At 33.5% G+C, this 22582-nt stretch carries 21 protein-coding genes; 18 read left to right on the top strand and 3 right to left on the bottom strand.

Translation table 11 applies throughout. The features are described from left to right. Positions 1-87 precede the first annotated feature (87 nt). The 17 genes from QGM60_RS11055 to tsaB all read left to right on the top strand — a co-directional run bounded on the left by QGM60_RS11055 (position 88) and on the right by tsaB (position 16402). Positions 88-888, top strand: a complete 801-nt coding sequence (locus tag QGM60_RS11055) for an energy transducer TonB (protein ID WP_281140307.1) — start codon at positions 88-90, stop codon at positions 886-888. A gap of 121 nt (positions 889-1009) precedes the next feature. Beyond that, positions 1010-3109, top strand: a complete 2100-nt coding sequence (locus QGM60_RS11050; protein WP_281140306.1) for a gliding motility protein RemB — start codon at positions 1010-1012, stop codon at positions 3107-3109. A gap of 90 nt (positions 3110-3199) precedes the next feature. Beyond that, complete coding sequence (cyoE, locus tag QGM60_RS11045) at positions 3200-4093, top strand: heme o synthase (RefSeq protein WP_281140305.1); 894 nt, start codon at positions 3200-3202, stop codon at positions 4091-4093. Continuing rightward, the gene (locus QGM60_RS11040; protein WP_281140304.1) at positions 4094-4684 is read left to right on the top strand and encodes a cytochrome c oxidase subunit 3; all 591 of its coding nucleotides are present in this window, start codon (positions 4094-4096) and stop codon (positions 4682-4684) included. Positions 4685-4720: 36 nt separating this feature from the next. Then, on the top strand, positions 4721-5722 hold the full coding sequence (locus QGM60_RS11035; RefSeq protein WP_281140303.1) for a cytochrome c oxidase subunit 3: 1002 nt from the start codon (positions 4721-4723) through the stop codon (positions 5720-5722). 22 nt (positions 5723-5744) lie between these two features. Then, positions 5745-6191, top strand: a complete 447-nt coding sequence (locus tag QGM60_RS11030; RefSeq protein ID WP_281140302.1) for a cytochrome C oxidase subunit IV family protein — start codon at positions 5745-5747, stop codon at positions 6189-6191. Between the two features lie 68 nt (positions 6192-6259). Continuing rightward, positions 6260-6979, top strand: a complete 720-nt coding sequence (locus QGM60_RS11025; protein ID WP_281140301.1) for a hypothetical protein — start codon at positions 6260-6262, stop codon at positions 6977-6979. Further along, positions 6972-7721 (top strand): SCO family protein, encoded by a 750-nt coding sequence (locus tag QGM60_RS11020; protein ID WP_281140300.1) that lies wholly within the window; start codon positions 6972-6974, stop codon positions 7719-7721. Before QGM60_RS11025 ends, QGM60_RS11020 begins: the two co-directional genes overlap by 8 nt. 2 nt (positions 7722-7723) lie before the next feature. Continuing rightward, complete coding sequence (locus QGM60_RS11015) at positions 7724-8269, top strand: DUF420 domain-containing protein (RefSeq protein ID WP_281140299.1); 546 nt, start codon at positions 7724-7726, stop codon at positions 8267-8269. A gap of 1 nt (position 8270) precedes the next feature. Continuing rightward, complete coding sequence (locus QGM60_RS11010; RefSeq protein WP_281140298.1) at positions 8271-8501, top strand: hypothetical protein; 231 nt, start codon at positions 8271-8273, stop codon at positions 8499-8501. A 128-nt stretch (positions 8502-8629) separates the two neighbouring features. After that, complete coding sequence (locus tag QGM60_RS11005; RefSeq protein ID WP_281140297.1) at positions 8630-9331, top strand: ABC transporter ATP-binding protein; 702 nt, start codon at positions 8630-8632, stop codon at positions 9329-9331. Continuing rightward, the gene (locus tag QGM60_RS11000) at positions 9324-10574 is read left to right on the top strand and encodes an ABC transporter permease (RefSeq protein WP_281140296.1); all 1251 of its coding nucleotides are present in this window, start codon (positions 9324-9326) and stop codon (positions 10572-10574) included. The genes QGM60_RS11005 and QGM60_RS11000 overlap by 8 nt, the downstream gene beginning before the upstream one ends. Position 10575: 1 nt before the next feature. Continuing rightward, complete coding sequence (locus tag QGM60_RS10995) at positions 10576-11835, top strand: ABC transporter permease (RefSeq protein ID WP_281140567.1); 1260 nt, start codon at positions 10576-10578, stop codon at positions 11833-11835. Between the two features lie 23 nt (positions 11836-11858). Beyond that, a complete protein-coding gene (locus QGM60_RS10990) occupies positions 11859-13019 on the top strand; it encodes an efflux RND transporter periplasmic adaptor subunit (RefSeq protein WP_281140295.1) in 1161 nt (386 codons plus the stop codon). A gap of 52 nt (positions 13020-13071) precedes the next feature. Next, positions 13072-14412: a TolC family protein gene (locus tag QGM60_RS10985; protein WP_281140294.1), complete on the top strand. Its 1341-nt coding sequence runs from the start codon at positions 13072-13074 to the stop codon at positions 14410-14412. Between the two features lie 7 nt (positions 14413-14419). Next, on the top strand, positions 14420-15721 hold the full coding sequence (locus tag QGM60_RS10980) for an efflux RND transporter periplasmic adaptor subunit (RefSeq protein WP_281140293.1): 1302 nt from the start codon (positions 14420-14422) through the stop codon (positions 15719-15721). A gap of 9 nt (positions 15722-15730) precedes the next feature. Next, complete coding sequence (gene tsaB, locus QGM60_RS10975) at positions 15731-16402, top strand: tRNA (adenosine(37)-N6)-threonylcarbamoyltransferase complex dimerization subunit type 1 TsaB (protein ID WP_281140292.1); 672 nt, start codon at positions 15731-15733, stop codon at positions 16400-16402. Here tsaB and QGM60_RS10970 read toward each other — a convergent pair. From QGM60_RS10970 to QGM60_RS10960, 3 genes are all read right to left on the bottom strand, one after another. After that, positions 16399-17244, bottom strand: coding sequence for a mechanosensitive ion channel domain-containing protein (locus QGM60_RS10970; RefSeq protein WP_281140291.1), 846 nt, complete (start codon positions 17242-17244; stop codon positions 16399-16401). The genes tsaB and QGM60_RS10970 overlap by 4 nt on opposite strands. A gap of 109 nt (positions 17245-17353) precedes the next feature. Further along, positions 17354-18031 carry a hypothetical protein gene (locus QGM60_RS10965; protein WP_281140290.1) on the bottom strand — a complete coding sequence of 226 codons (678 nt, stop codon included), beginning with the start codon at positions 18029-18031 and terminating at the stop codon, positions 17354-17356. Between the two features lie 138 nt (positions 18032-18169). Further along, positions 18170-19069, bottom strand: coding sequence for a NifU family protein (locus tag QGM60_RS10960; RefSeq protein ID WP_281140289.1), 900 nt, complete (start codon positions 19067-19069; stop codon positions 18170-18172). Between the two features lie 184 nt (positions 19070-19253). On the opposite strand from QGM60_RS10960, the gene QGM60_RS10955 reads away from it, so the two are divergent. Continuing rightward, on the top strand, positions 19254-22582 hold a 3329-nt coding region (locus tag QGM60_RS10955; protein WP_281140288.1), incomplete at its 3' end, for a choice-of-anchor L domain-containing protein.

The following is a 22582-nucleotide window of genomic DNA, read 5'->3' as shown; positions in this document are numbered from 1 at the left end:
CCCGTTCAAAATTAATTGGACGGGATTTTTGTTTTGGTATGCTTATTGTGACTTTATCATAATATTAACATTTAAATAATACATATTATGAAAAACTCTAAAAGAGACTTCGGTACTGTTGGTCAGAACAGTGTTGAAGTAAAAAAATCACAAAAGCATGATGCAAATTTACAAAAAAACTCAACCCTATATTTTCAAATAGGGTTGATTCTTTGCTTGCTTGGTACTTATGCACTTTTTGAAATGAAGTTTGAGAAATCAACATTAAAATTATCTAATGATGACCAAGCAATGGTTGAAACTATTTCAATGGAGTATGTAGAGCCTTTTGAAGTAGAAGTTATGAAACCTAAAGATCCAGAGCCAATTCCAACTACTGAGCTAAACGATGTTTACAAAGAAGTTGAAGATGATACTCCAATCATAGAAACTGTGATTAAGACTCCAGAAGAGCCAGTAGTTTCGGATAAACCTGTAGCAAAAGTTGAAGATCTCAAGCCTATTGAAAAACCAATAGATGAAGATGTTTTCGTTCCTTTTGTTTTAATAGAAAAGGCTCCTGTGTATCCAGGTTGTGAAAAGTATGATACTAATGATGATCGCAAAAAGTGTATGTCAGATAAAATAAGTAAGCTTATTGGCAAAAAATTTAATGTTGATGTAGGTTCAGAATATGGAATCTACGGTAAGCAAAAGATTACAACACAATTCACCATCGATAAGAATGGAAATGTTTCTGATATTAAGGTAAGAGGTCCACATAAAGCTTTAGAAGATGAGGCAAAGCGTGTTATCAATAAAATACCAAAAATGCAACCAGGCTTGCAGCGCAATGAACCTGTTGGAGTCATTTATACGTTACCAATTACGTATCAGACAAGAAATTAATTAGAAAAGATTTTATTTTTCAAACCGTTACAATTTTGTAACGGTTTTTTTATGCTGTCGTGTTTTTACTGTTACTGAAAAATTTAAGTATCTTTCAAGCATCAAAAATTTATTGTTTTTCATGAAGCGTATTTTGCTTTTTGCCATTCTTTTACTTTCAGAGATTGGGTTTGCTCAAACACCAATAACTTACGAAAAACCACCAGTATTTCAAGATTGTGAATCAGAATCCTTAGATCAAATCAAAAGTTGTTTTAACTACACTTTGAATAACTATATCTATGAGAATTTTAAAATTCCAGAGATAGTTGTTAATGAAAATTATAAAGGGGAAGTTCAAGTATTGTTTGAAATCGATAAAGAAGGAAGTTTCAAGGTTATATATACAGATGCTATTTATGATGAACTAAAAGCGGAAAGCAAACGTGTTTTTGAATCATTACCCAAAATAAAACCGGCAACTTATAATGGTAACCCAACATTTGTGCAATACAGTATAAGTATTTCTATTCCTTTATTAGAACCTGTGAAGGAGATTTCATCTGAAGAAAAATTAACCAAAAAAGATAGTCTCAATGCAACGCTTTCGGATGAATTTGACGAAATAGAGAAATCACGCAAACCTTATGACGGTTCAGAGTATTCAAGTCAATTAAACATTCCCTTTACACATTCTTATTACGCTAGATTTGATGATGAAATGAATGCAATTGGCACTAACAGCCACACTGCTGCAAAGCCTTTTATGTATAATTATGTGGCGAAATATTACGATGTTAAAGCTGAAAAGGAAAGTTTGAAAAAAGATACAGATACTTGGTTTGGGAGAAAACTTTACAACGAGCACCTAGTACAACTACAAGGTAAAGATTATTGGTTTACGGTGGACCCAATAGTAGATTTACAGGTAGGAAAAGATACAGAAGCCGATTTTAATTCAACTTGGAATAATACAAGGGGAATTTTTATACAAGCAGGTTTAGGAAAACGATTTAATATTTCAACTTCGGTATATGAAAGTCAAGGTAGATTCGCCGATTATTTTAATAATTATGCGGAAAGTTTAAAAGCTTTTGGCCCAGATCCTGCAATTATTCCAGGTCGTGGTATTGCAAAACGTTTCAAAGAAAACTCATATGATTATCCTGTTGCAGAGGCCTATTTATCTTATACTCCTGCAGATTTTTTAAACATTCAATTTGGTCATGGTAAAAATTTTATTGGTGACGGTTACAGATCATTGTTTCAGAGTGATATTTCTAGTCCGTATCCTTACCTTAAATTGAACACTAGTTTTTGGAAGATAAAATATACTAGTACTTGGATGTGGTTAAAAGATGTTAGAGATGAGGTTGTGGTGGATGACGCTTTTTTAACCAAATACATGGCAAATCATTATTTGAGTTGGAATGTTTCTAAACGGTTGAATATAGGTTTGTTTGAATCTGTAATGTGGGCTGATACAAACGGAAGAGGTTTTGATCTTAATTATCTTAATCCTATTATATTTTTTAGAGCTATAGAGTTTCAGACTGGTCAAGGAGCTGGAAATGCTATTTTAGGATTGAGTTCAAAGTATAAACTGAATAATAAAGTGAATTTATATGGTCAATTCATTCTTGATGAATTTTCTTCAGAAGATGTTACAGCAGGTAATAAAAGCTGGAAAAACAAATTCGGCTATCAGTTAGGTGCTAAATATTTCAATGCTTTTGATGTTGAAAATCTATTACTCCAAGCAGAATACAATCAAGTAAGACCTTATACCTATTCACATAATACTCAGATATTGAATTATGGACATTTTAATCAACCAATGGCGCATCTTTGGGGAGCTAATTTTAGAGAATTGGTTTTAATAGGTAGATATAATTATAAACGATGGTTTGCTGATGCCAAGATTATTATGGGACAACGAGGATTTGACTTTAATACGGATGAAGATGACTTTTCTTATGGAGGTGATATCTATAGAGACTATAATGATCGTAATGCAGACACAGGTATAAAGATTGGGCAAGGAAATAAAACCAATAGCTTTATGACTGAAATTCAGGCTGGATATTTAATTAATCCCGTTACTAACTTAAAGCTCTTTACTAATATTATTTATCGCGATTTTAATCCTGAAACTGTAACTGCAAACACAACAGCTTCAAATACGTTTTGGTTTAGTATTGGTGTAAGAACCGATTTGTTCAATTGGTACAATGATTTCTAGCTATTAGTTAAAACTAAAGTTTTACGTTGGTCATAACTTTTTTTCAAACTATCTTTGCACTCGCTAAGAATACAACTAAATAGGACACTTTTGAGTAGCACAAAATCTTCGGTATCAACAGCTTCTGTGATCACAGATTTTAAGGAAATTACAAAAATAGGATTATCTATTAGTGTAGTTTTTTCTTCAATGGCAGGTTATTTGTTAGGTGCAGAAACTATAAGTTTCTCAACTTTAATGCTTTTGGCTCTTGGTGGTTATTTTATGGTTGGCGCTTCTAACGCTTATAATCAAATTATTGAGCGTGACTTGGATGCCTTAATGGATAGGACTAAAAACAGACCTATTCCTGCGGGACGCATGTCGGTGAATACGGCTTTTATTATTGCTACGGTGTTTACCATTTTGGGTATAATAACGCTTTATAATATCAATCAAAAAACTGCAATGTGGGGAGCAATCTCCATTTTTTTATACACAAGTGTTTATACACCTTTAAAGACTAAAACATCCTTATCCGTTTTTGTGGGAGCTTTACCAGGTGCTATTCCATTTATGTTAGGTTGGGTTGCTGCTCGAGGGGAATTCGGCATTGAACCAGGAACTTTATTTGCTATTCAATTCTTTTGGCAATTTCCGCACTTTTGGTCTATAGGTTGGTTTTTGTATGAAGATTATAAAAAAGGAGGCTTTTTTATGTTGCCAACAGGAAAACAAGACAAAGGAACAGCAGTGCAAATAATTATGTATAGTATTTGGACTATTATAGCATCCATAATTCCAGTTTTTGGATTTACAGGGGATTTAAAATTATCTATCGTAGGTGCTATTTTAGTTACGCTTTTAGGTTTGGTAATGTTGTTTTACGCTTTTAAGTTATTTAAGAAGCGTTCGGTAAAAGTTGCGAAACAATTAATGTTATCTAGCGTATTTTATATTACAATGTTGCAAATTATATATGTTGCAGATAAATTTTTGAGATAGATGGATTTAACAGAAGGAACAGCACAAGAAAAACTAGCTAGGTCAAAGAAGATGATGCTTTGGTTTGGTATTGGATCTTTAATAATGTCTTTTGCTGCTTTAATTAGTGCTTTTATAGTGAGCAGAACAAGAGAAGATTGGTTAACCGATTTTCAATTACCAAGAGCTTTCACTATAAGTGTTTTTATAATTTTAATAAGTAGTGTAAGCTTAATATTAGCAAAAACAGCCTTAAAGCAGAACAAATTAAAGCTAGTGACACTGTGGTTAGTGCTAACTTTAGTGCTAGGAATTATGTTTGTTTACAGCCAGCTAGCAGGATTTAGCGAGTTTATTCAATCTGGTCTTTACTTTACAGGACCAACAAGTAACGTTACAATATCATTTATTTATATTATTGCTATAGCTCACTTATTGCACGTCATTGCTGGGTTAATATGCTTAGTTGTTGTAATTTATAATCATTATAAACAAAAGTATAATGCCCACAATATGTTGGGTTTTGAACTAGCGGCCAATTTTTGGCATTTTGTAGATATACTTTGGCTTGCGCTCTTTTTGTTTTTATATTTTTTTAGATACATAATTTGATTATTTTTGTCAAATCTTAAAATTTAAACAATTTCTATGGATTCTACAGTAGTTAGTACTGGTACAGAAGGCAAAACTTGGGGAGGAGGTAATGAACCTCTAAAGGCAAGTTATGGAAAAATGATGATGTGGTTCTTCATTTTATCAGACGCATTAACATTTTCCGGCTTCTTAGCCGCTTATGGTTTTTCAAGATTTAAATTTATCAAAGAATGGCCAATCGCAGATGAGGTATTTACTCACGTACCTTTTCTACACGGTCAAGAGCTACCAATGATTTATGTAGCGTTCATGACCTTTATTCTTATCATGTCTTCTGTAACAATGGTCTTAGCTGTTGATGCAGGACACCATTTAAACAAAGCTAAGGTTACACTTTACATGTTTTTAACCATTATTGGTGGTTTAATATTCGTGGGATCTCAAGCTTGGGAATGGGCAACTTTCATTCAAGGTGATTATGGCGCTGTACAAACTAAAGGTGGAAACATTTTACAGTTTGGTGAATATGTTACTGTAGACGGTAAGGAAAAATTCAAAAGAATTTCAATTGATGATTTTGCAGCAGTTCAAGCTGGTGAAAGGGCACAACACGAACGCAAAAACGGACTTTGGTTTGTGGGTGAAGGATCATTACCACCTTACACTGTAGATGAAATATATAATGGTTTAGCAGCTAACGAAAATATTTTAGTTAGAACACAAATCATAAACGAAGAAGGTGAAAAGACAATACTAACTAGAGACGAGTCTTTAAAGCAAATTAAAGAAAATGGTAAGTTGGTAGTAAAAGGTGCTAACCTACAAGTTAATGAATATGGTACTTCACTATTTGCTGATTTCTTTTTCTTCATAACAGGTTTCCACGGTTTCCACGTATTTTCTGGTGTGGTTATCAATATCATAATTTTCTTCAACGTCGTATTAGGTACTTACGAGCGTAGAAAAAGTTATGAAATGGTTGAAAAAGTTGGTTTATACTGGCACTTTGTAGATTTAGTTTGGGTATTTGTATTTACATTCTTCTACTTAGTATAAAAGATTAATAAGATTTATAATTATGGCACACGAACATAAATTAGAAATATTCAGAGGACGTTGGAAGTTTAAATCTAATACTCAAAAAATTTGGGGAGTTTTAGCGTTCTTAACATTTGTTACGGCAATTGAAGTTGTTCTTGGTATTTACAAACCAGAATTCTTAATGAGTACTTGGATAGATCCTGTTGAGGGTGGCTTTTTTGCTACTCTAGCAAATATGATATTGTCACCTTTTGTATATATGAAACCTTTGAATCTCATCTTTATACTTTTAACAATAGTTAAAGCGTATTATATTACTTGGGATTTCATGCACATGAGAGATGAAACTGCAAACTTAAGACGTGCTGTAGTTTGGACAGGAGTATTTCTAATCTGTTATTTAATCTTCATCCTATTACAGGAAGGTGGTTACGTTTTTAGTGTATATAATGCTGAAGACGCGTTAATAAAAAGAGATTTTTAATCGTAATTTTTTACGTTAAATGATATTAAAAGGTGGTTTTTCTAAACCGCCTTTTTTATTTTTGCATTATGGAAGCAAGTCAAAGAAAGCGCAATATTGTATTAGGGATTTTATTCTTTTTACCAGTGGCTTTTTTGTTGATGCTTTATCCAGCAAAGCACAATTATGAACCCCTTAATATTGTGAATGAAAACGTTTCTGATATTGAAAGCTTTCAAACAATAGATTCAGAAGGGGTAATTCTAAAAGATCATATTACCATTCTAGGCTTTTTTGGTAATTCTCCATTAAAAAATAGTATAGCAGCTTCAAACCTTAAAGAATTAGTTTACGATAAATTCAAAGGTTTTAAAAAATTTCAGGTCATCATTGTGGTTCCTGAAGGAACTGAAGAGGAGGTGACTAAACTTCAAAAAGAAATAAGTTCTTATGAAGAACTAAAGTATTGGCATTATGTTTTCGGTACGGAAGGGGAAATAAAAATGTTGTACCATAGTCTAAAATTCAATAGTCAATTAGATGATGATTTGTCTACTGAAAATGTATTCATAATAGATAAAGATTTAAGTCAGCGAGGAAGGATAGATGGTAGAGAGGAAAAAGAAATAGAAGCTAATAAACCTCCATACAGTGTGTATTCTTATAACACCATAGAAGTTGCTCAAATTAAGAATATGATGAATGACGATATAAGAATCTTATTTACAGAATACCGCCAAAAGCGTAAAGGTAAATTTGAAGATTCTAGTACGAGGAGAGCTAACGATTTAAAACAAACCAATGAGTAAGAAAACAAATTATTCCTACGTAGGTATAGCCTTCATAATTCTAATTTTCGGGATTATTTTCATTCCTAAAATTATAGATAGAGTTAGTTCGGATGATGTAACAAGAGATGAAAGTCGAAGCGAGGATATTTCTAAAGATGCTAAAAAAGGTAAAAGTGATTTAGCCTATTTAGAGATTAATGGAAAGCCTAAAAAAGTACCTTCATTTAGTTTTACTAATCAAGATGGAGAAATAGTTACAAATGCCGATTATATTGGTAAAGTTTATGTGGTAGAGTTTTTCTTTACGACTTGCCCAACTATTTGTCCGATTATGAATAAAAATTTAGTTGAAGTTCAGAATCATTTTGAAGATTTTGAAAACTTCGGTGTAGCCTCATTTTCTATTACTCCAGATATTGATACTCCTGAAGTATTGAAAGCCTATGCAGACCATTATGGTATTAAAAATCCAAACTGGAACCTAATGACAGGTGATGAAGACGCTATATATAAATTAGCTAATGAAGGATTTAATCTCTACACAGCTAAAGACGAAACTGTTGAAGGTGGTTTTGAACATTCTGGTAACTTTGCATTGATTGATAAGGAAGGTTACATTCGTTCTCGTAGAGATGAGTTTGGAAACCCTTTAATCTTTTATAACGGATTAATTCCTGAAGCTATTGGTGTAGATGAAGACGGAATTCCTCAGGAAATTACAATCTTAAAAGAAGACATTGCTAAACTTTTAGAAGAATAATTATGAGTTCAGTAGATTTAGATAAAGAAAAAAAATACAACAAATGGATTGTTGCACTGTCTATTATTATTCCACTTGCTGTAGCGATATTGTTTGGAGTAAACCTTAGAAAACTAGGTTTTGATGTAGAACCATTAACTTTTTTGCCACCTATTTATGCTGCTATTAATGGATTAACAGCAGTGGTGTTAATTATTGCAGTTGTAGCTATCAAAAATAAAAAAGTACAACTTCATGAGCGGTTAATGAAGTTTGCTATTATGTTGTCCGTAGCTTTTTTAGTGATGTATGTAGCTTATCATATGACGAGCGATTCTACTAAATTTGGTGGTGAAGGTTTTGTAAAATACATTTATTACTTCATATTAATTACTCATATCTTGCTTTCTATAGTTATTATACCATTTGTACTTATCACTTATGTGAGAGCAATTACTAATAATATTGAGCGTCATAGAAAAATAGCTAAAATCACTTTTCCAATGTGGTTGTATGTGGCTATAACAGGTGTGGTTGTTTATCTCATGATTTCACCATATTATTCATAATATGAAAAAGCAGGTCCTCTTTATACTTTTTACATTCTACGTTGCTTTTCAGTCAGGTGCACAATGTGCTATGTGTAGGGCAGTTTTGGAAAGTGGAGAAAGTCAATCGCCTGCAAGAGGTATCAATGACGGTATTATGTTTTTAATGGCTGTTCCCTATATTTTAGTAGCGGTAATAGGGTATATAGTTTACAGATCTTACAACAAATCGAGAAAACCTAAAACTAACTAAATTTTAGCTGTAACAATTCTTCACTTTAAGAGTCTTATTTAGAGTTAATCAAGGAATCTATTAACACTTCCTTGGGATAAAAAAGGTTAATATTTTTTTAAAATTGTAGCCTCTAACGCTATTTTACTATGATTAAGATTAAAGATTTACACAAATCTTATCACATGGGCAGTAACTCGCTTCATGTACTTAAAGGTATTAATTTCGAAGTAGAAGAAGGTGAACTTGTGTCTATAATGGGGTCTTCAGGTTCTGGTAAATCTACATTACTTAATATTCTTGGTATGTTAGATGAGGCAGACGAAGGGCAATACATCTTAGATAATGTGCCAATCAAAAATCTTAATGAAAAAATAGCGGCAAAATACAGAAATGAATTTTTAGGCTTTATTTTTCAATCCTTCAATCTTATCAATTACAAGAGTGCGTTAGATAATGTTTCTATGCCATTATACTACAAAGGCATTAAAAGAAAAGAGCGTACAGAAAGAGCCATGCATTATCTTGAAAAAGTAGGGCTTGCAAACTGGTCACATCATTTACCGAGTGAATTATCTGGTGGTCAAAAACAGAGAGTTGCTATAGCAAGAGCTTTGGCAAGTGATCCAAAAGTATTGTTGGCAGATGAGCCAACGGGAGCTTTAGATACCAAAACATCGTATGAAGTTATGGAGCTTATTCAAGGAATTAATGACGAAGGTAAAACCATTCTGGTTGTAACTCATGAGGATGATATTGCGCATATGACTAAGCGTATTGTAAATCTAAAAGACGGTCTTATTATCGATGATAGTAAGGTGGAACAAGTAAGGGCATCAGCACATGTTTGATTTAGAGCGTTGGCAAGAAATATTCGAAACACTACGTAAAAACAAATTACGTACTTTCTTAACTGGCCTTTCAGTAGCTTCAGGGATATTTATTCTTGTAGCACTTCTTGGTATAAGTAAAGGTATAGAAAATGGTGTGAAGTCGGAATTTGAACAAGATGCTACAAATAAAATTTCAGTTTGGACAGGTGTAACCACCAAAGGTTATAAAGGCTTAAACCCAGGAAGATACATTCAGATGAAAAATTCAACATTTGAAGCTATCGAAAATCAATACGATGATTATTTTGAATACCGTTCCAAAGATTATATGATTTGGGGTGGAACTGTATCTTATAATAATGAAACTGGAGATTATCGCATTAGAGGTACCTTGCCAGATAACCAGTTTATTGAAAATGCAGATATAGGCTCTGGTCGTTTTATCAACGAATCTGATTTAGAGGAAAGCAAAAAGGTTGCTGTTATAGGTAACAAAATGAAAGTTGATCTTTTTAAAGGTGAAGATCCTATAAACAAGAACATTCAAATCTTTGGAATGAATTTCAAAGTTGTTGGTGTTTTTTATGATCCAGGTGGAGATCGCGAAGAAAGTCAGGTTTACATTCCTGTAAGTACAGCTCAAAAAATATTTAATGCGGGAGAGAATATTAGAAATATGTCTTTCACTGTGAAAATGGCTAAAAACTTTGATGAAGCTGTTGCAGTATCTAATGCTATTGCGCAAGGAATGGAGCAAAAGATTAAGGAAATTCATACTGTTTCGCCAGATGACACAAGTGCGGTCAGAGTAAATAATACTTTAGAACAGGCAGAAGAGATATATTCGTTAATCGCAATTATACAAGCGGTATTTTGGTTTATAGGAATATTTACTCTAGTTGCAGGAATTGTTGGCGTTGGTAATATTATGCTAATTATAGTTAAGGAGCGTACAAAAGAAATAGGAATAAGGAAAGCTTTAGGCGCATTACCAAGTTCTATTGTGAGTATGGTATTACAAGAAGCGGTTTTTGTGACTATGTTTGCAGGGCTCTTCGGTTTGATTTTTGGTTTGGCCACACTTGAGATTTTTGGTCCATATATAGAAGAAATGACAGACTTTATAAGATATCCTCAGGTAGATTTCAATACTGCATTGACTTCTGTTTTTTTACTTGTTTTAGCAGGAGGTATTGCAGGTTTTATTCCTGCCTACCGAGCAGCAAGAATTAAACCAATAATAGCTTTAAGGGATGAATAATATTTTTTCTAAAGACAGATGGAGCGAAATATTAGAGGCTTTAAATTCTAATAAGCTTAGAACTTTTTTAACAGCAATAGGAGTATCCTGGGGAATATTCATTTTTGTAGCATTATTAGCTCTTACCAATGGTTTAAAAAAAGGTGTGACTGCAGGTTTTGGTGATTTTGCAACTAATTCTATGTTCATGTGGACACAAGGTACTTCTAAACCCTATAAAGGGTTACCAAAAGGGCGCTATTTTAATTATAAAATAGATGATGTAGCCGCTATAAAATCCCAAATTCCAAATATTAAATATGTGTCACCTAGAAATCAATTAGGTGGATTTAGAGGTGCAAATAATGTTATCAGAGGTACAAAAACAGGTGCTTTTGAAATTTATGGTGACTATCCAGAATATATAAAACAACAACCAATGGATATTCTTCAAGGCCGTTTTATAAGTTATTCTGATATTCAAACAAAACGAAAAATTTGTGTCATAGGTACAGGTGTTGTCAAAGGGATGTATGATAAGGATGAAGATATACTAGGTACTTATATAAAAATTAATGGTGTTAACTTTATGGTAGTTGGTACTTTTAAAATGAGCAATAGTCAAGGTGATGACGAACAAGATGCTAGTACAATTTATATACCTTTTACAACTTTTGGTCAAGCATTTAATAGAGGTGATAATGTGGGTTGGATGGCTATAACTGCGGAAGATGATGTTACAATAACATCAATTAAACAACAGGTTTTTGACCTTATGAAGTTTAGACATAAAGTAGACCCAACAGATGAAAGGGCTATAGGTCATTTTGATTTGTCAGAAAGATTTGGTCGGATTAATGGATTGTTTACAATTTTATCCTTTGTGGGATATTTTGTAGGTGCCTTAGTATTATTGTCGGGTATTATAGGTATCAATAATATTATGCTCATAGTAGTAAAGGAACGAACAAAAGAAATAGGTGTACGGAGAGCATTAGGAGCGTCTCCTTGGATGATAAAAAGTCAAATTTTACAAGAGAGTTTAGTATTAACAATTTTATCAGGTATGTTAGGGGTTTCCTTTGCCTCCTTTTTTATATGGATACTGAATGTCATTTTAGACAATGCGGGTGAAGTAAAAAATTTTGCAAATCCAAGTGTAAGTATGCAAGTGGTATTTACAGCTTTAATAATATTAGTGGTCTCAGGTGTTTTAGCAGGTCTTATTCCTGCCAATAGTGCAACAAAAATGAAACCCGTAGACGCTTTACGAATCGAATAAATATTTTATATCAATCATAAATCATGAAAAGAACAACAACAATAATTATACTCATTTCCATAGTACTTGTATTTGGGGTGTCATTATTTTATCTGTGGCAAAAAAATCAGGAAGATCCTATAACTTATACTTCCGAGTCGCCAACTGAAGAAACCATTATGGTGAAAACTGTAGCAACTGGTAGTATTGTGCCAAAAGAGGAAATTTTGATCAAACCTAATATCTCAGGAGTTATTGAGGAAATCTTTATTGAAGCAGGAGAGTACGTTGAATCAGGTGATTTAATTGCACAGATTAGAGTAATACCAAATGTATCTAACCTTACTAGTGCAAAAAACAGTATTGCATCCAATCAAACTGCTTTGCAAACCGCAGAAATTAATTTCAAAACTCAAAAAGCTATTTACGATCGTCAAAAAGCATTATTTGATAAAGGTGTGATTTCAGCAAATGATTTCGATCAGGTAAGCAATACTTATTTACAAGCAAAGCAACAAGTAGAGCAATCTAGAATTAATCTTACTCAGTCGCGTCAAAATTATGATATCATAAAAACAGGAACGACTTCAGGCTTAGGTACTATAGCTCAAACACAAGTAAGAGCAACTGTATCAGGAATGGTTTTAGATGTTCCTGTAGAAGTTGGTAATCAGGTTATTGAAGCCAATAATTTTAATGAAGGAACATCAATTGCGTCACTTGCAGACGTTACTAAAATGATTTTTGAAGGTAAAGTTGATGAAAGCGAAGTAGGTAAAATTAAGGAAGGTTTACCTCTTGAAATTACTGTTGGTGCTATAGAAGACAAAAAATTTGATGCTACTTTAGATTACATCGCTCCAAAAGGTGTTGCCGAAAATGGTGCGATTCAATTTGAAATCAAAGGTTCACTTAAGAAAATGGATTCAACTTTTATTAGAGCTGGTCTAAGTGCTAATGCTTCCATTATTTTAGAAAAAGCAGAAAAGGTATTAGCTATTAAAGAGGCTTTAGTGCAATATGATGAAAAGACTAAAGAGCCTTTTGTAGAGGTTGTAGTAGGTGATCAAGAATTCAAAAGAAAAGAGGTTGAGTTAGGCATAAGCGATGGTATTTTCGTTGAAGTAAAAAATGGTATAACTAAAGACGATAAAATAAAGGTTTGGAACCAAGTTCAAGGTGTGCCAAAATATGCGCAACAGTAATTTTTTAAAATTTTGTAACACTTTGAAATTTATAAAGACATATAGTTTAGTTATGAAAAAAATAATTTGCATAGTATTAGTTTTTACAGCTATAAACCTGCACGCTCAAGATAAAAAATGGACGCTCTTAGAATGCGTTAATTATGCTCTAGAGAATAACATCTCCATAAAGCAGAGTGAGTTAGATTTACATTTGGCAGATATTGCTAAAAAAGATGCAATTGGTAACTTTTTGCCAACGCTGAATGCTAATGCCAGTTTGGGAAGTAATACAGGTGCTAACGTAAACCCAGCTACCAACCAATTTGAGAATAGTACTTTTGAATCTGCTAATGGTTCTATAAGTTCAGGTATCAATATTTTTAATGGATTGGCTAATTGGAAAACATTGCAAAGAACAAAGTTAAATCAGATAGCTTCGCAATATAGTCTGGATAAAATGAAAGATGATACCTCTCTTTTTGTAGCAAATTCATTTTTACAAATACTTGCTAATAGAGAGCAGTTAAGAGTCCTAAGAGCTCAAAATGCAGTTACCAAAGAAAACATAAAAAATACACAAGAGTTAGTTGATGCAGGCGTGTTGCCACGTGGTGACTTATTAGAAATTCAGGCAACAGATGCAACTCAGGAACAACAAATTATAAATGCTGAGAATGCATTAATAATTTCAAAAATAGGTTTGGCACAAACATTACAGCTAAAAGATTATCTCAATTTTGATATTGTTGATGAAGATTATGGTTTGATAGGTGCAGATATTTTAGATAAAACTCCATTTGAAATTGCTGAAAAAGCAAAAGAAGAAGTTAACGATGTTCGAATAGCTCAAGCAAATTTAGATATAGCACAAAAAGATTTAGAAATAAGCAGATCTAATTACTCACCTTCATTATCTGGTTTTGTTCAGTATAGCACACGTTGGGCAAGTACACAAACAAATCCTTTTACAGGTGAAGATATTGCATTTATTGATCAATTATACATATTTGACGGTACTTCTATCGGACTTCAATTAAGTGTACCTATATTTAATGGTTTTAGTGTAAGAAATAATGTTGAAAGAAGTAAAGTTGCCATAGAGCGTCAGAAATACCAATTAGAACAGACTCAGCTAGATTTAGAATCTACAGTGTATCAGGCCTATAATGATGCAAAGAATTCTAAGAAAGCTTATGAAGCTGCATTAAAAACGGAAGAAGCTAGGCGTTTAGCATTTGAATATGCTAAAGAACGTTATGATGTAGGTTTATCTAATGCATTTGACTTTAACCAATCTAGAACTGCGTACGAGAACTCTCAATCTGATGTGGTTCGTACCAAATATGATTATATTTTTAGACTGAAAATATTAGAATTCTACTTTGGGCTTCCAATTACAGATTTAAACTAATAAAAAAATGAGTAAAACAGTAAAAATTATTATCGGTGTCGTTGTTATAGTCCTTGTCCTTTTGGTGGCTGGATCTAAAATGGGATGGTTCGGCAAAAAAGGTAATTTTAAATCCGTTACTGTTAAAGAGGTAACACTTCAAGATATTGTAGAGACTGTTTCTGCTACAGGTAAAATTCAACCAGAGGTTGAGGTTAAAATATCATCAGAAGTATCTGGTGAAATTTTAGATTTACCATTCAAAGAAGGGCAAGAAGTTAAAGAAGGAGATTTGTTAGTTAGGATAAACCCAGATTTAATTCAGTCTGCTGTTAATCGTTCTCAAGCATCATATCAAAATGTTAGAGCTGGTTTAGAACAAGCCGAAGCAAATTTAAAACAAGCAAAAGCAGATTATGAAAGAAATAAATCACTTTTTGATAAGGGTGTAATCTCTAAGGCTGATTGGGACCGATCAATTGCGGCCTATGAAACTGCTGTAGCGAGTAAAAGTTCAGCGTATTACAATGTACAAAGTGCGGCAGCAACAGTTAATGAAGCAAAAGATAATTTAAGCCGAACTACAATCTATGCGCCAATGAGCGGAACCATCTCATTATTGAGTGTAGAAAAAGGTGAGCGTGTTGTTGGGACACAGCAAATGGCAGGTACGGAAATTTTACGTGTAGCTAACCTTAAAAATATGGAGGTTGAGGTAGATGTCAATGAAAATGATATTGTAAAAGTCGAAATTGGTGATTCTACAATAGTTGAAGTAGATGCTTACTTAAAGAAAGAGTTTAAAGGTGTTGTTACTGAAATTGCCAATTCTGCTGAAGGCTCTTTAACAGCAGATCAGGTAACAAACTTTAAAGTTAAAGTTAGAATTCTTGAAGAATCCTATAAAGACTTAACCGAAGGTAAACCTGAAACATATTCACCTTTTAGACCAGGTATGACTGCTACAGTAGATATTATTACAAACCAAAGAAAAAATGCTATTGCTGTGCCAATTAGTGCAATTGTTATTAAAACAGATACAAGCTCAGTTAAAAAACCTTTTGGTAAGTCTGAATTTGAAGATGATTCAATCAGTTCTGAAGAAGAAAAGTTTGAATGTGTTTTTGTAGAAGCTAATGGTAAGGCAAAATTAAAAGTGGTTAAGACAGGTATTCAGGACGATACAAATATTGAAATTACATCAGGCCTCACAGAGGATGATAAAATTATCACAGGACCTTACAATGTAGTTTCCAAAACATTAAATCCTGGTGATCTTTTGGAGGTTCAAAATAAATCATCCAGAGCATCAGAAAGTAAAGAAGAATAAATTTATAGAATGGCTATTATTCTAAATATAGAAACAGCAACCACAAATTGCTCAGTCTCTCTATCTAAAGATGGAGAGATTTTGGTTTTAAAAGAGGATAATTCTTCTGGTTATTCACATGCTGAAACGTTACACGTATTTATAGATAATGTTTTTAAAGAAGCTAAAATTGAACCTTCAGCTATAGATGCAATTGCCGTGAGTAAAGGTCCAGGCTCTTATACCGGATTACGAATTGGTGTGTCAACTGCCAAAGGGCTGTGTTTTGCTTTAAATAAACCATTAATAGCTACTGATACTTTAGAAGCTTTAGCCAATCAAATTACATCTAATGATGGCTTTATTGTGCCTATGCTAGACGCAAGAAGAATGGAGGTGTATTCGGCTATTTATAATTCGAATTTAAAATTAGCTAGAGAAATTAAAGCCGAAATTCTAAATAAAGAAAGTTTTAAGGAACTCTTAGAGAAGTCAAAAGTATATTTTATTGGTAATGGTGTAGAAAAGACAAAGACGCTTATTCAACATCCTAATGCAGTTTTTGTTGAAGGACAATTACCTTCAGCTAAAGAAATGGCAAAACTTTCTGAAATTAAATACAAAAAAAGCGACACCGAAGATGTCGCCTATTTTGAGCCTTATTATTTAAAGGATTTTGTTGCTTTAAAGAAAAAATCTTAGTCTTTTTTACCAGTTTCAAATTTCTCTAAATTGTAATGATGAACATCTCTTTGAGGGAATGGTATTGAGATTCCTGCAGCTTCTAATCTAGCTTTTCCTTCTTCAAGCGTATACCAACGTATAGCCCAAAAATCTTCATTCTTAGCCCAATATCTTAATATAATGTTTACAGAACTGTCGCCAAGTTCACCTACAGCTATCATTGGAAGTTTGTCTTCTTCTTTTATAACCGTTTCTTGTTCATTTATTAGGTTAAGTAAAATATCCTTTGCTTCTTTTATGTTGTCATCATAACCGATTCCAAAGGTCAGATTTTCACGTCTTATACCTTGAGATGTATAATTGATAATATTATCATTAGATAGTTTACCATTAGGTATTATGGCTTCTTGATTACCAAACGTAATAATCTTAGTGTTAAAAATTGAGATTTCCTTTACACTACCATCTACTCCCTGAGCAGAAATCCAGTCACCTACTTTAAATGGTTTTAGCAGTAATATTAATACACCACCTGCAAAATTAGCTAAAGAGCCTTGCAGGGCTAAGCCTATAGCTAAACCACCAGCAGCAATAACAGCAGCAAATGTGGTAGTCTCTATACCTAGAGTTCCTAACACTACAATAGTCAGCATAATTTTTAGTGACCATTTTATAAGGTTTGATAAAAACAATTTTAGGCTTATCTCATAATCAGCCTTGTTCATGGCTTTTACAATTATTTTTGAAAGAATTCCAATAAGCCAATTACCAATAATCCATATTAGTATTGCTGCAATAATCTTAGGTGTATATTCCACAACTAAATTATAGCCAGCATCAATCCATTTTTGTGTATCCATTTCTTATGTGTTTAATATAAAAATAAAACTCGGCTAAGTTTTGTTGGCCGAGTTATTAATATTTGTGATTATAAATCAATTAATTTGATATAAATCAGCTATAGTGTATTTATTTTAATGTAATTAAATACTGTGTTAATTTAACTAAATCTTCTTCATGTTTTAATTTAAGCTTATTGTCTTTGATGTAGCTTTTAAGTTTAGAAGAGTGTTCAGGAAATGTATCTAAAAAATCTTTCTTTTTCTGAGGTAATGAAACCACTTTGTTGTCATACTTTACAAAATATTGGTCATCTTCTCTTTTGAATTTAGCAGGAATTTCACTTTGATAAGAAGAGCGAGATTCTATTTTACTATAAAATTTTACGCTTTCCTTTTTTAAAATAGAGTAATTTTCAGTTTCCTCAAGTACAACTAAGAATGAACGCTTCGATATATCTTTATCATTGCTAATGTTGTATGTTTTATATGTCTTGTCATCAGAACTAAAAGTGACAACATACTCACTGTTATTGCCTAAAGAAACGATTTTGTCATCAGATAACTTTATTTCCATTTCGTCATAATAAGCATTATAACGACCTTGGAAAACAACATTGAAGCCATCGATTTTTAACATTTTAAAATCATCATTAACATATGGAGATCCTTCAGCATCAACAATTCTACTTCTAGATCTAGCTATAAGACCTTGTTCTGAAGCAAAATCCATATTCTGGCTGTAAATATTTTGAATTAATATTAGTAAAATTACACTAATCGTTGTTTTTAATTTTTGGTAAGTCATACGTTTTCAGTTTTTTATTAAAAATAATTTTATTAAGTACATCAAAAATTATGCCGAATAACACTTCCTAATGCTTAAAAGTCAAATATAAATAATTTGATTAAAAAAAAATATAACTAGCAGATAATTAAGGATTAATTAACCATTTATAGCGTCTACAGTTATAAAATTGTCATTAAGCATGTCCTTAAGCATGTTTTCTATACCATTTTTTAATGTAAAAGTAGAAGAAGGACATCCGCTACAGGCACCTTGAAGTAAAACTTCCACCTTTTTAGTGTTCTCATTATAAGATTTGAACTCTATATTTCCACCATCACTTTCAACGGCAGGTTTTACGTATTCTTCTAAAATGTTTACAATGTTTTTTGATGTGTCATCTAAAAGCTCAAATTTTTCTTCAATTGCAGCTTCTGTTTTATTGAGTTGCTTAGGTGCATCATCATTTAATATTGTTTTTCCTTCTTCAACATAAGATTTTAAAAATTCTCTGATTTGAAGTGTGACTTCTTCCCATTCAACAATATCATATTTAGTTACTGAAATAAAATTCTTTTCCATATAAACATTCTTTACAAATGGAAATTGAAATAAGGCAGTAGCTAATGGGGAAGGTTTAGCCTCTTCAATAGAAGTAAACTCGTATAGGTTAGGAACCAACACTTTATTGAAAACAAATTTTAACACACTTGGGTTAGGTGTACTTTCAGCATAGACGGTTACTGAGGCTTTTGGTTTGCTGGCTTCTTCAGTAACTACAATGCCACCTTTTGAGAGATAGTCTTCAATTTGTTTGGCGACTTCATCTTGAACATCTTTCCATTCAACTATATTATAACGTTCAATAGCAACAAAATTAGAGGCTATATAGACCTTTTTTACAAAAGGAAGATAAAATAATTGTTGTGCTAAGGGTGAATGCTTTGCTTCGTCTATATTGTTGAATTCAAAGCTGTTATGATTTGTAAGAAATTTGTCTGCTTCAAATTTTAAAATTGTGTTGTTTGAAGTAGGAACTATGGATATTTTCGTTAACATATTTTTTTATTTGCAAAAATATGAAATAAGGATTGGAAACTTTCATCCTTTTAATATGTTTTATATCAGAATTCTTAAAGCAATTCATTTTATTTCATTAAATTTCGTCCTTTGAAAAAAAAATCAATGGGGCACTGATTTGTATTCAAGGTTTCATTGGTGGTTTGATTGAAACTAACTAGCTATGAAAAAAGTCCTCTATATTTTAATTTTATTGGTGACATCTATGGGGTTTTCCCAAGATGTTTTAATGGAAAATGGAACGTTTAACCGTTGTGCTCCAGATATTTTTTATGATAGTGGAGGTGAGTTTGGCAATTATGCTAATGATGAAAACTATACAACGACCATTTGTCCTCAAAATGCAGATGAATTTATTATTCTTGATTTTTATGAGTTTAGTACACAGCTAAATCAGGATGTAATGACTATATATGATGGAGATGATACTTCAGCTCCGGTAATTGGTACATATACAGGGGCATTTGCTCCAGGTTTTATATCTTCAAGTGATAGTAATGCTTCTGGTTGTATAACAATATCGTTTACTTCAAATGACTCAGGAAATACGACAGGTTGGGCAGCAGAGATATTATGTGGATACCCATGTCAGGATATTGTAGCTTCAATAGACAGTACAACTCCAGAACCTAACGCTTCAGGGGTAGTAAGTGTTCTACCAGGAGATACCGTAGACTTCTCAGGAAGTGCAACTTTTTCTGATGATGATACAGATGCTACTTATAGCTGGAATTTTGGTGATGGAAATACAGCATCAGGAAATGATGTCTCTAATACTTTTACTGCATCTGGTACTTATTTTGTTACACTAACTGTTACGGATAACAATCCACAAGGATGTACAGCTACAGAAACTATAACAGTATTTGTTTTAGGTCCAAATATTGTTGTCGATGAAGATTCATATACAGCAGCACAATTAATTGAGGATATTCTTATTGATAGTCCATGTGCTACAGTATCTAATATAATATCGTCTACAGGTATTGATTTTGGAACACCTCATAACGGTATAGGGTATTTTATTAGTGATGGGGTTAATTTTCCTTTCGCAGAAGGTGTACTATTGGCTTCTAGCGATGCTAGTTCGGCTGAAGGGCCAAATTCAGGTGGTGTCGTAAGTGATGGTGCTTGGCCAGGTGATCCAGATTTGGATAATTTACCAGGGGTAACAAATACAAATGATGCAACATACATTCAGTTTGATTTTGTGCCATTAGCAAATAGTATAAGTTTTGATTTTTTAATGGCCTCAGAAGAATATAATGGTGGGTCTTTTGAATGTAATTATTCAGATGCTTTTGCTTTCTTCTTAACAGACTCTAATGGTGTAACTACCAATTTAGCTGTACTACCAGGAACAAATACACCAATAACAGTAACAAACATACATCAAGCGAATGGCTCTTGTGGTGCGGCAAATGCTCAATATTTCGGTGGTTATACTCCAAATAATGGACCACCTATTTCATATGATGGAAGAACTACTGTTTTTACCGCTCAATCTGCTGTAATTCCAGGAGAGCAATATACTATAAAGTTAGTTATAGCAGATGATAGAGATAGCTCTTGGGATAGTGGTGTGTTTTTAAAAGCTGGTAGTTTTGACTTAGGAGGTAACTTAGGTGATGACATAACTATAGCAAATGGAACAGCGGGATGTTTAGGAGATGATGTAATTTTAGATACAGGTTTAACTACGGCAGTTCATACTTGGTATAAAGATGATGTAGAAATTCCAGGAGAGACATCATCAATTTATACAGTAACAGAAAGCGGAATATATCGTGTTGATTTTGATTTATCGGGAGTTTGTCAAGGTTCGGCTGATCCAATAGAAATTGAATTTAGATCAAATCCAACTATAGGTACACCACAAAATTTATATTTATGCGAATTAGGAGGGAGTGATACAGCTGAATTTGATTTATCTCAAAACACTAGTCTTGTTCTTGATGGACAAAATCCAGGTGAGTTTGTAGTTAGTTACCATCCAACCCAACAAGATGCAATTGATAACTTAAATGAGTTATCAATAAATTATACAAATATATCGAACCCTCAAACTATATGGGTTCGTATAGCCGATACAACAGATTTTTGCTACGAAACCGGACAATTTGATATAGTAGTCACAGACCAACCAACGATTAATCCAGTAGCTAATTTGGAGTTATGTGATGACGATAGTAATGATGGGGTAGAGGAGTTTGATTTGAGCTTACAGGACTTGGGTATTTTGGGTGTTCAGCCATCGACTGATTTCAACGTCACCTACCACTTGAGTTTTGCCGATGCGGATGCTGGAACAGGAGTGCTTCCAGATCTCTATACCAATGTAGGTAACCCTGAGCCAATCTACGTAAGAGTAGAGAACGTCAACGACCCAGATTGTTATAATGCGACTGTAAATCCACTTTTCGAGCTTATAGTGAATCCAAGAGCGATAGCCAACGAGCCAGCAGGTATGGAGTTATGTGACGATATCAGCAACGATGGAGTTGCGGATTTTGACCTTAGCAGTCAAGAGGCAGATATATTGGGAGGTCAAGACCCAGCAATATATACTGTGAGTTTCCACGCGAGCCAGGCAGATGCAGAAGCTAACCAATCAGCATTACCGAGTAACTATACAGGATCAGACCAAGAGACTATCTATGTAAGGGTAGAAGATCCAGCTTATCCAGACTGTTACGGTACTACGAGCTTTGTGCTAACGGTAAACCCATTACCAGAGATAACTGTCGTTCCGCCATTACAAGTGTGTGACGACGACACGGATAACTATGTAAGTTTCCCATTGAGTACTAAGACTGATGAGTTATTGAACGGTCAAACAGGAGTTGAGCTATCCTACCATAGTACACCAGTAGGAGCGGATATAGACACCGACGAGATCTTCGACGGCTATATAGGAACCGACGAGACCATCTATGTGCGTTTAGTCAACACTACAACGAACTGTTACAATGTAGGGGTTTTGAATCTGGAAGTGTTAGAAAACCCGATAGCCAACCCTACGACACCATTAGAGGTCTGTGATGACGATAACGACGGCTTTGCAGAGTTCGATCTAACTTTACGTGACGCCGAAGTGATTGGTGCACAAACAGGAATGGTGGTGAGCTACCATGCCAATCCAGGTGATGCAGAGACAGGTGACGCACCATTACCAAGTAATTTCACCAATACAGATCCAGATGCTCAAGAAATATACGTACGTATAGAAAATGCGACAACAGGCTGTTACGCAACGACAACACTTCAATTGATCGTGAACCCAATACCAACAACGGTAACGGTAACACCATATGAGCTTTGTGACTATGATAATCCAGGAGACGAGATAGAGCTTTTCGACCTACCGACCAAGGACGCCGAGATTCTTAATGGACAAGTAAACGTTACGGTAGCGTACTATGAGAGCCAAGCCGATGTAGATGCGGGCAATGCCATAACAGCATTGTATCCTAATAATACAGGCAACCCACA

This window comes from Winogradskyella sp. SYSU M77433 (genome assembly GCF_029911945.1).
Taxonomy (GTDB): Bacteria; Bacteroidota; Bacteroidia; order Flavobacteriales; family Flavobacteriaceae; genus Winogradskyella.
Note: the sequence above shows the minus strand (reverse complement) of the source record. Positions and strands in the feature narration are given on the sequence as shown.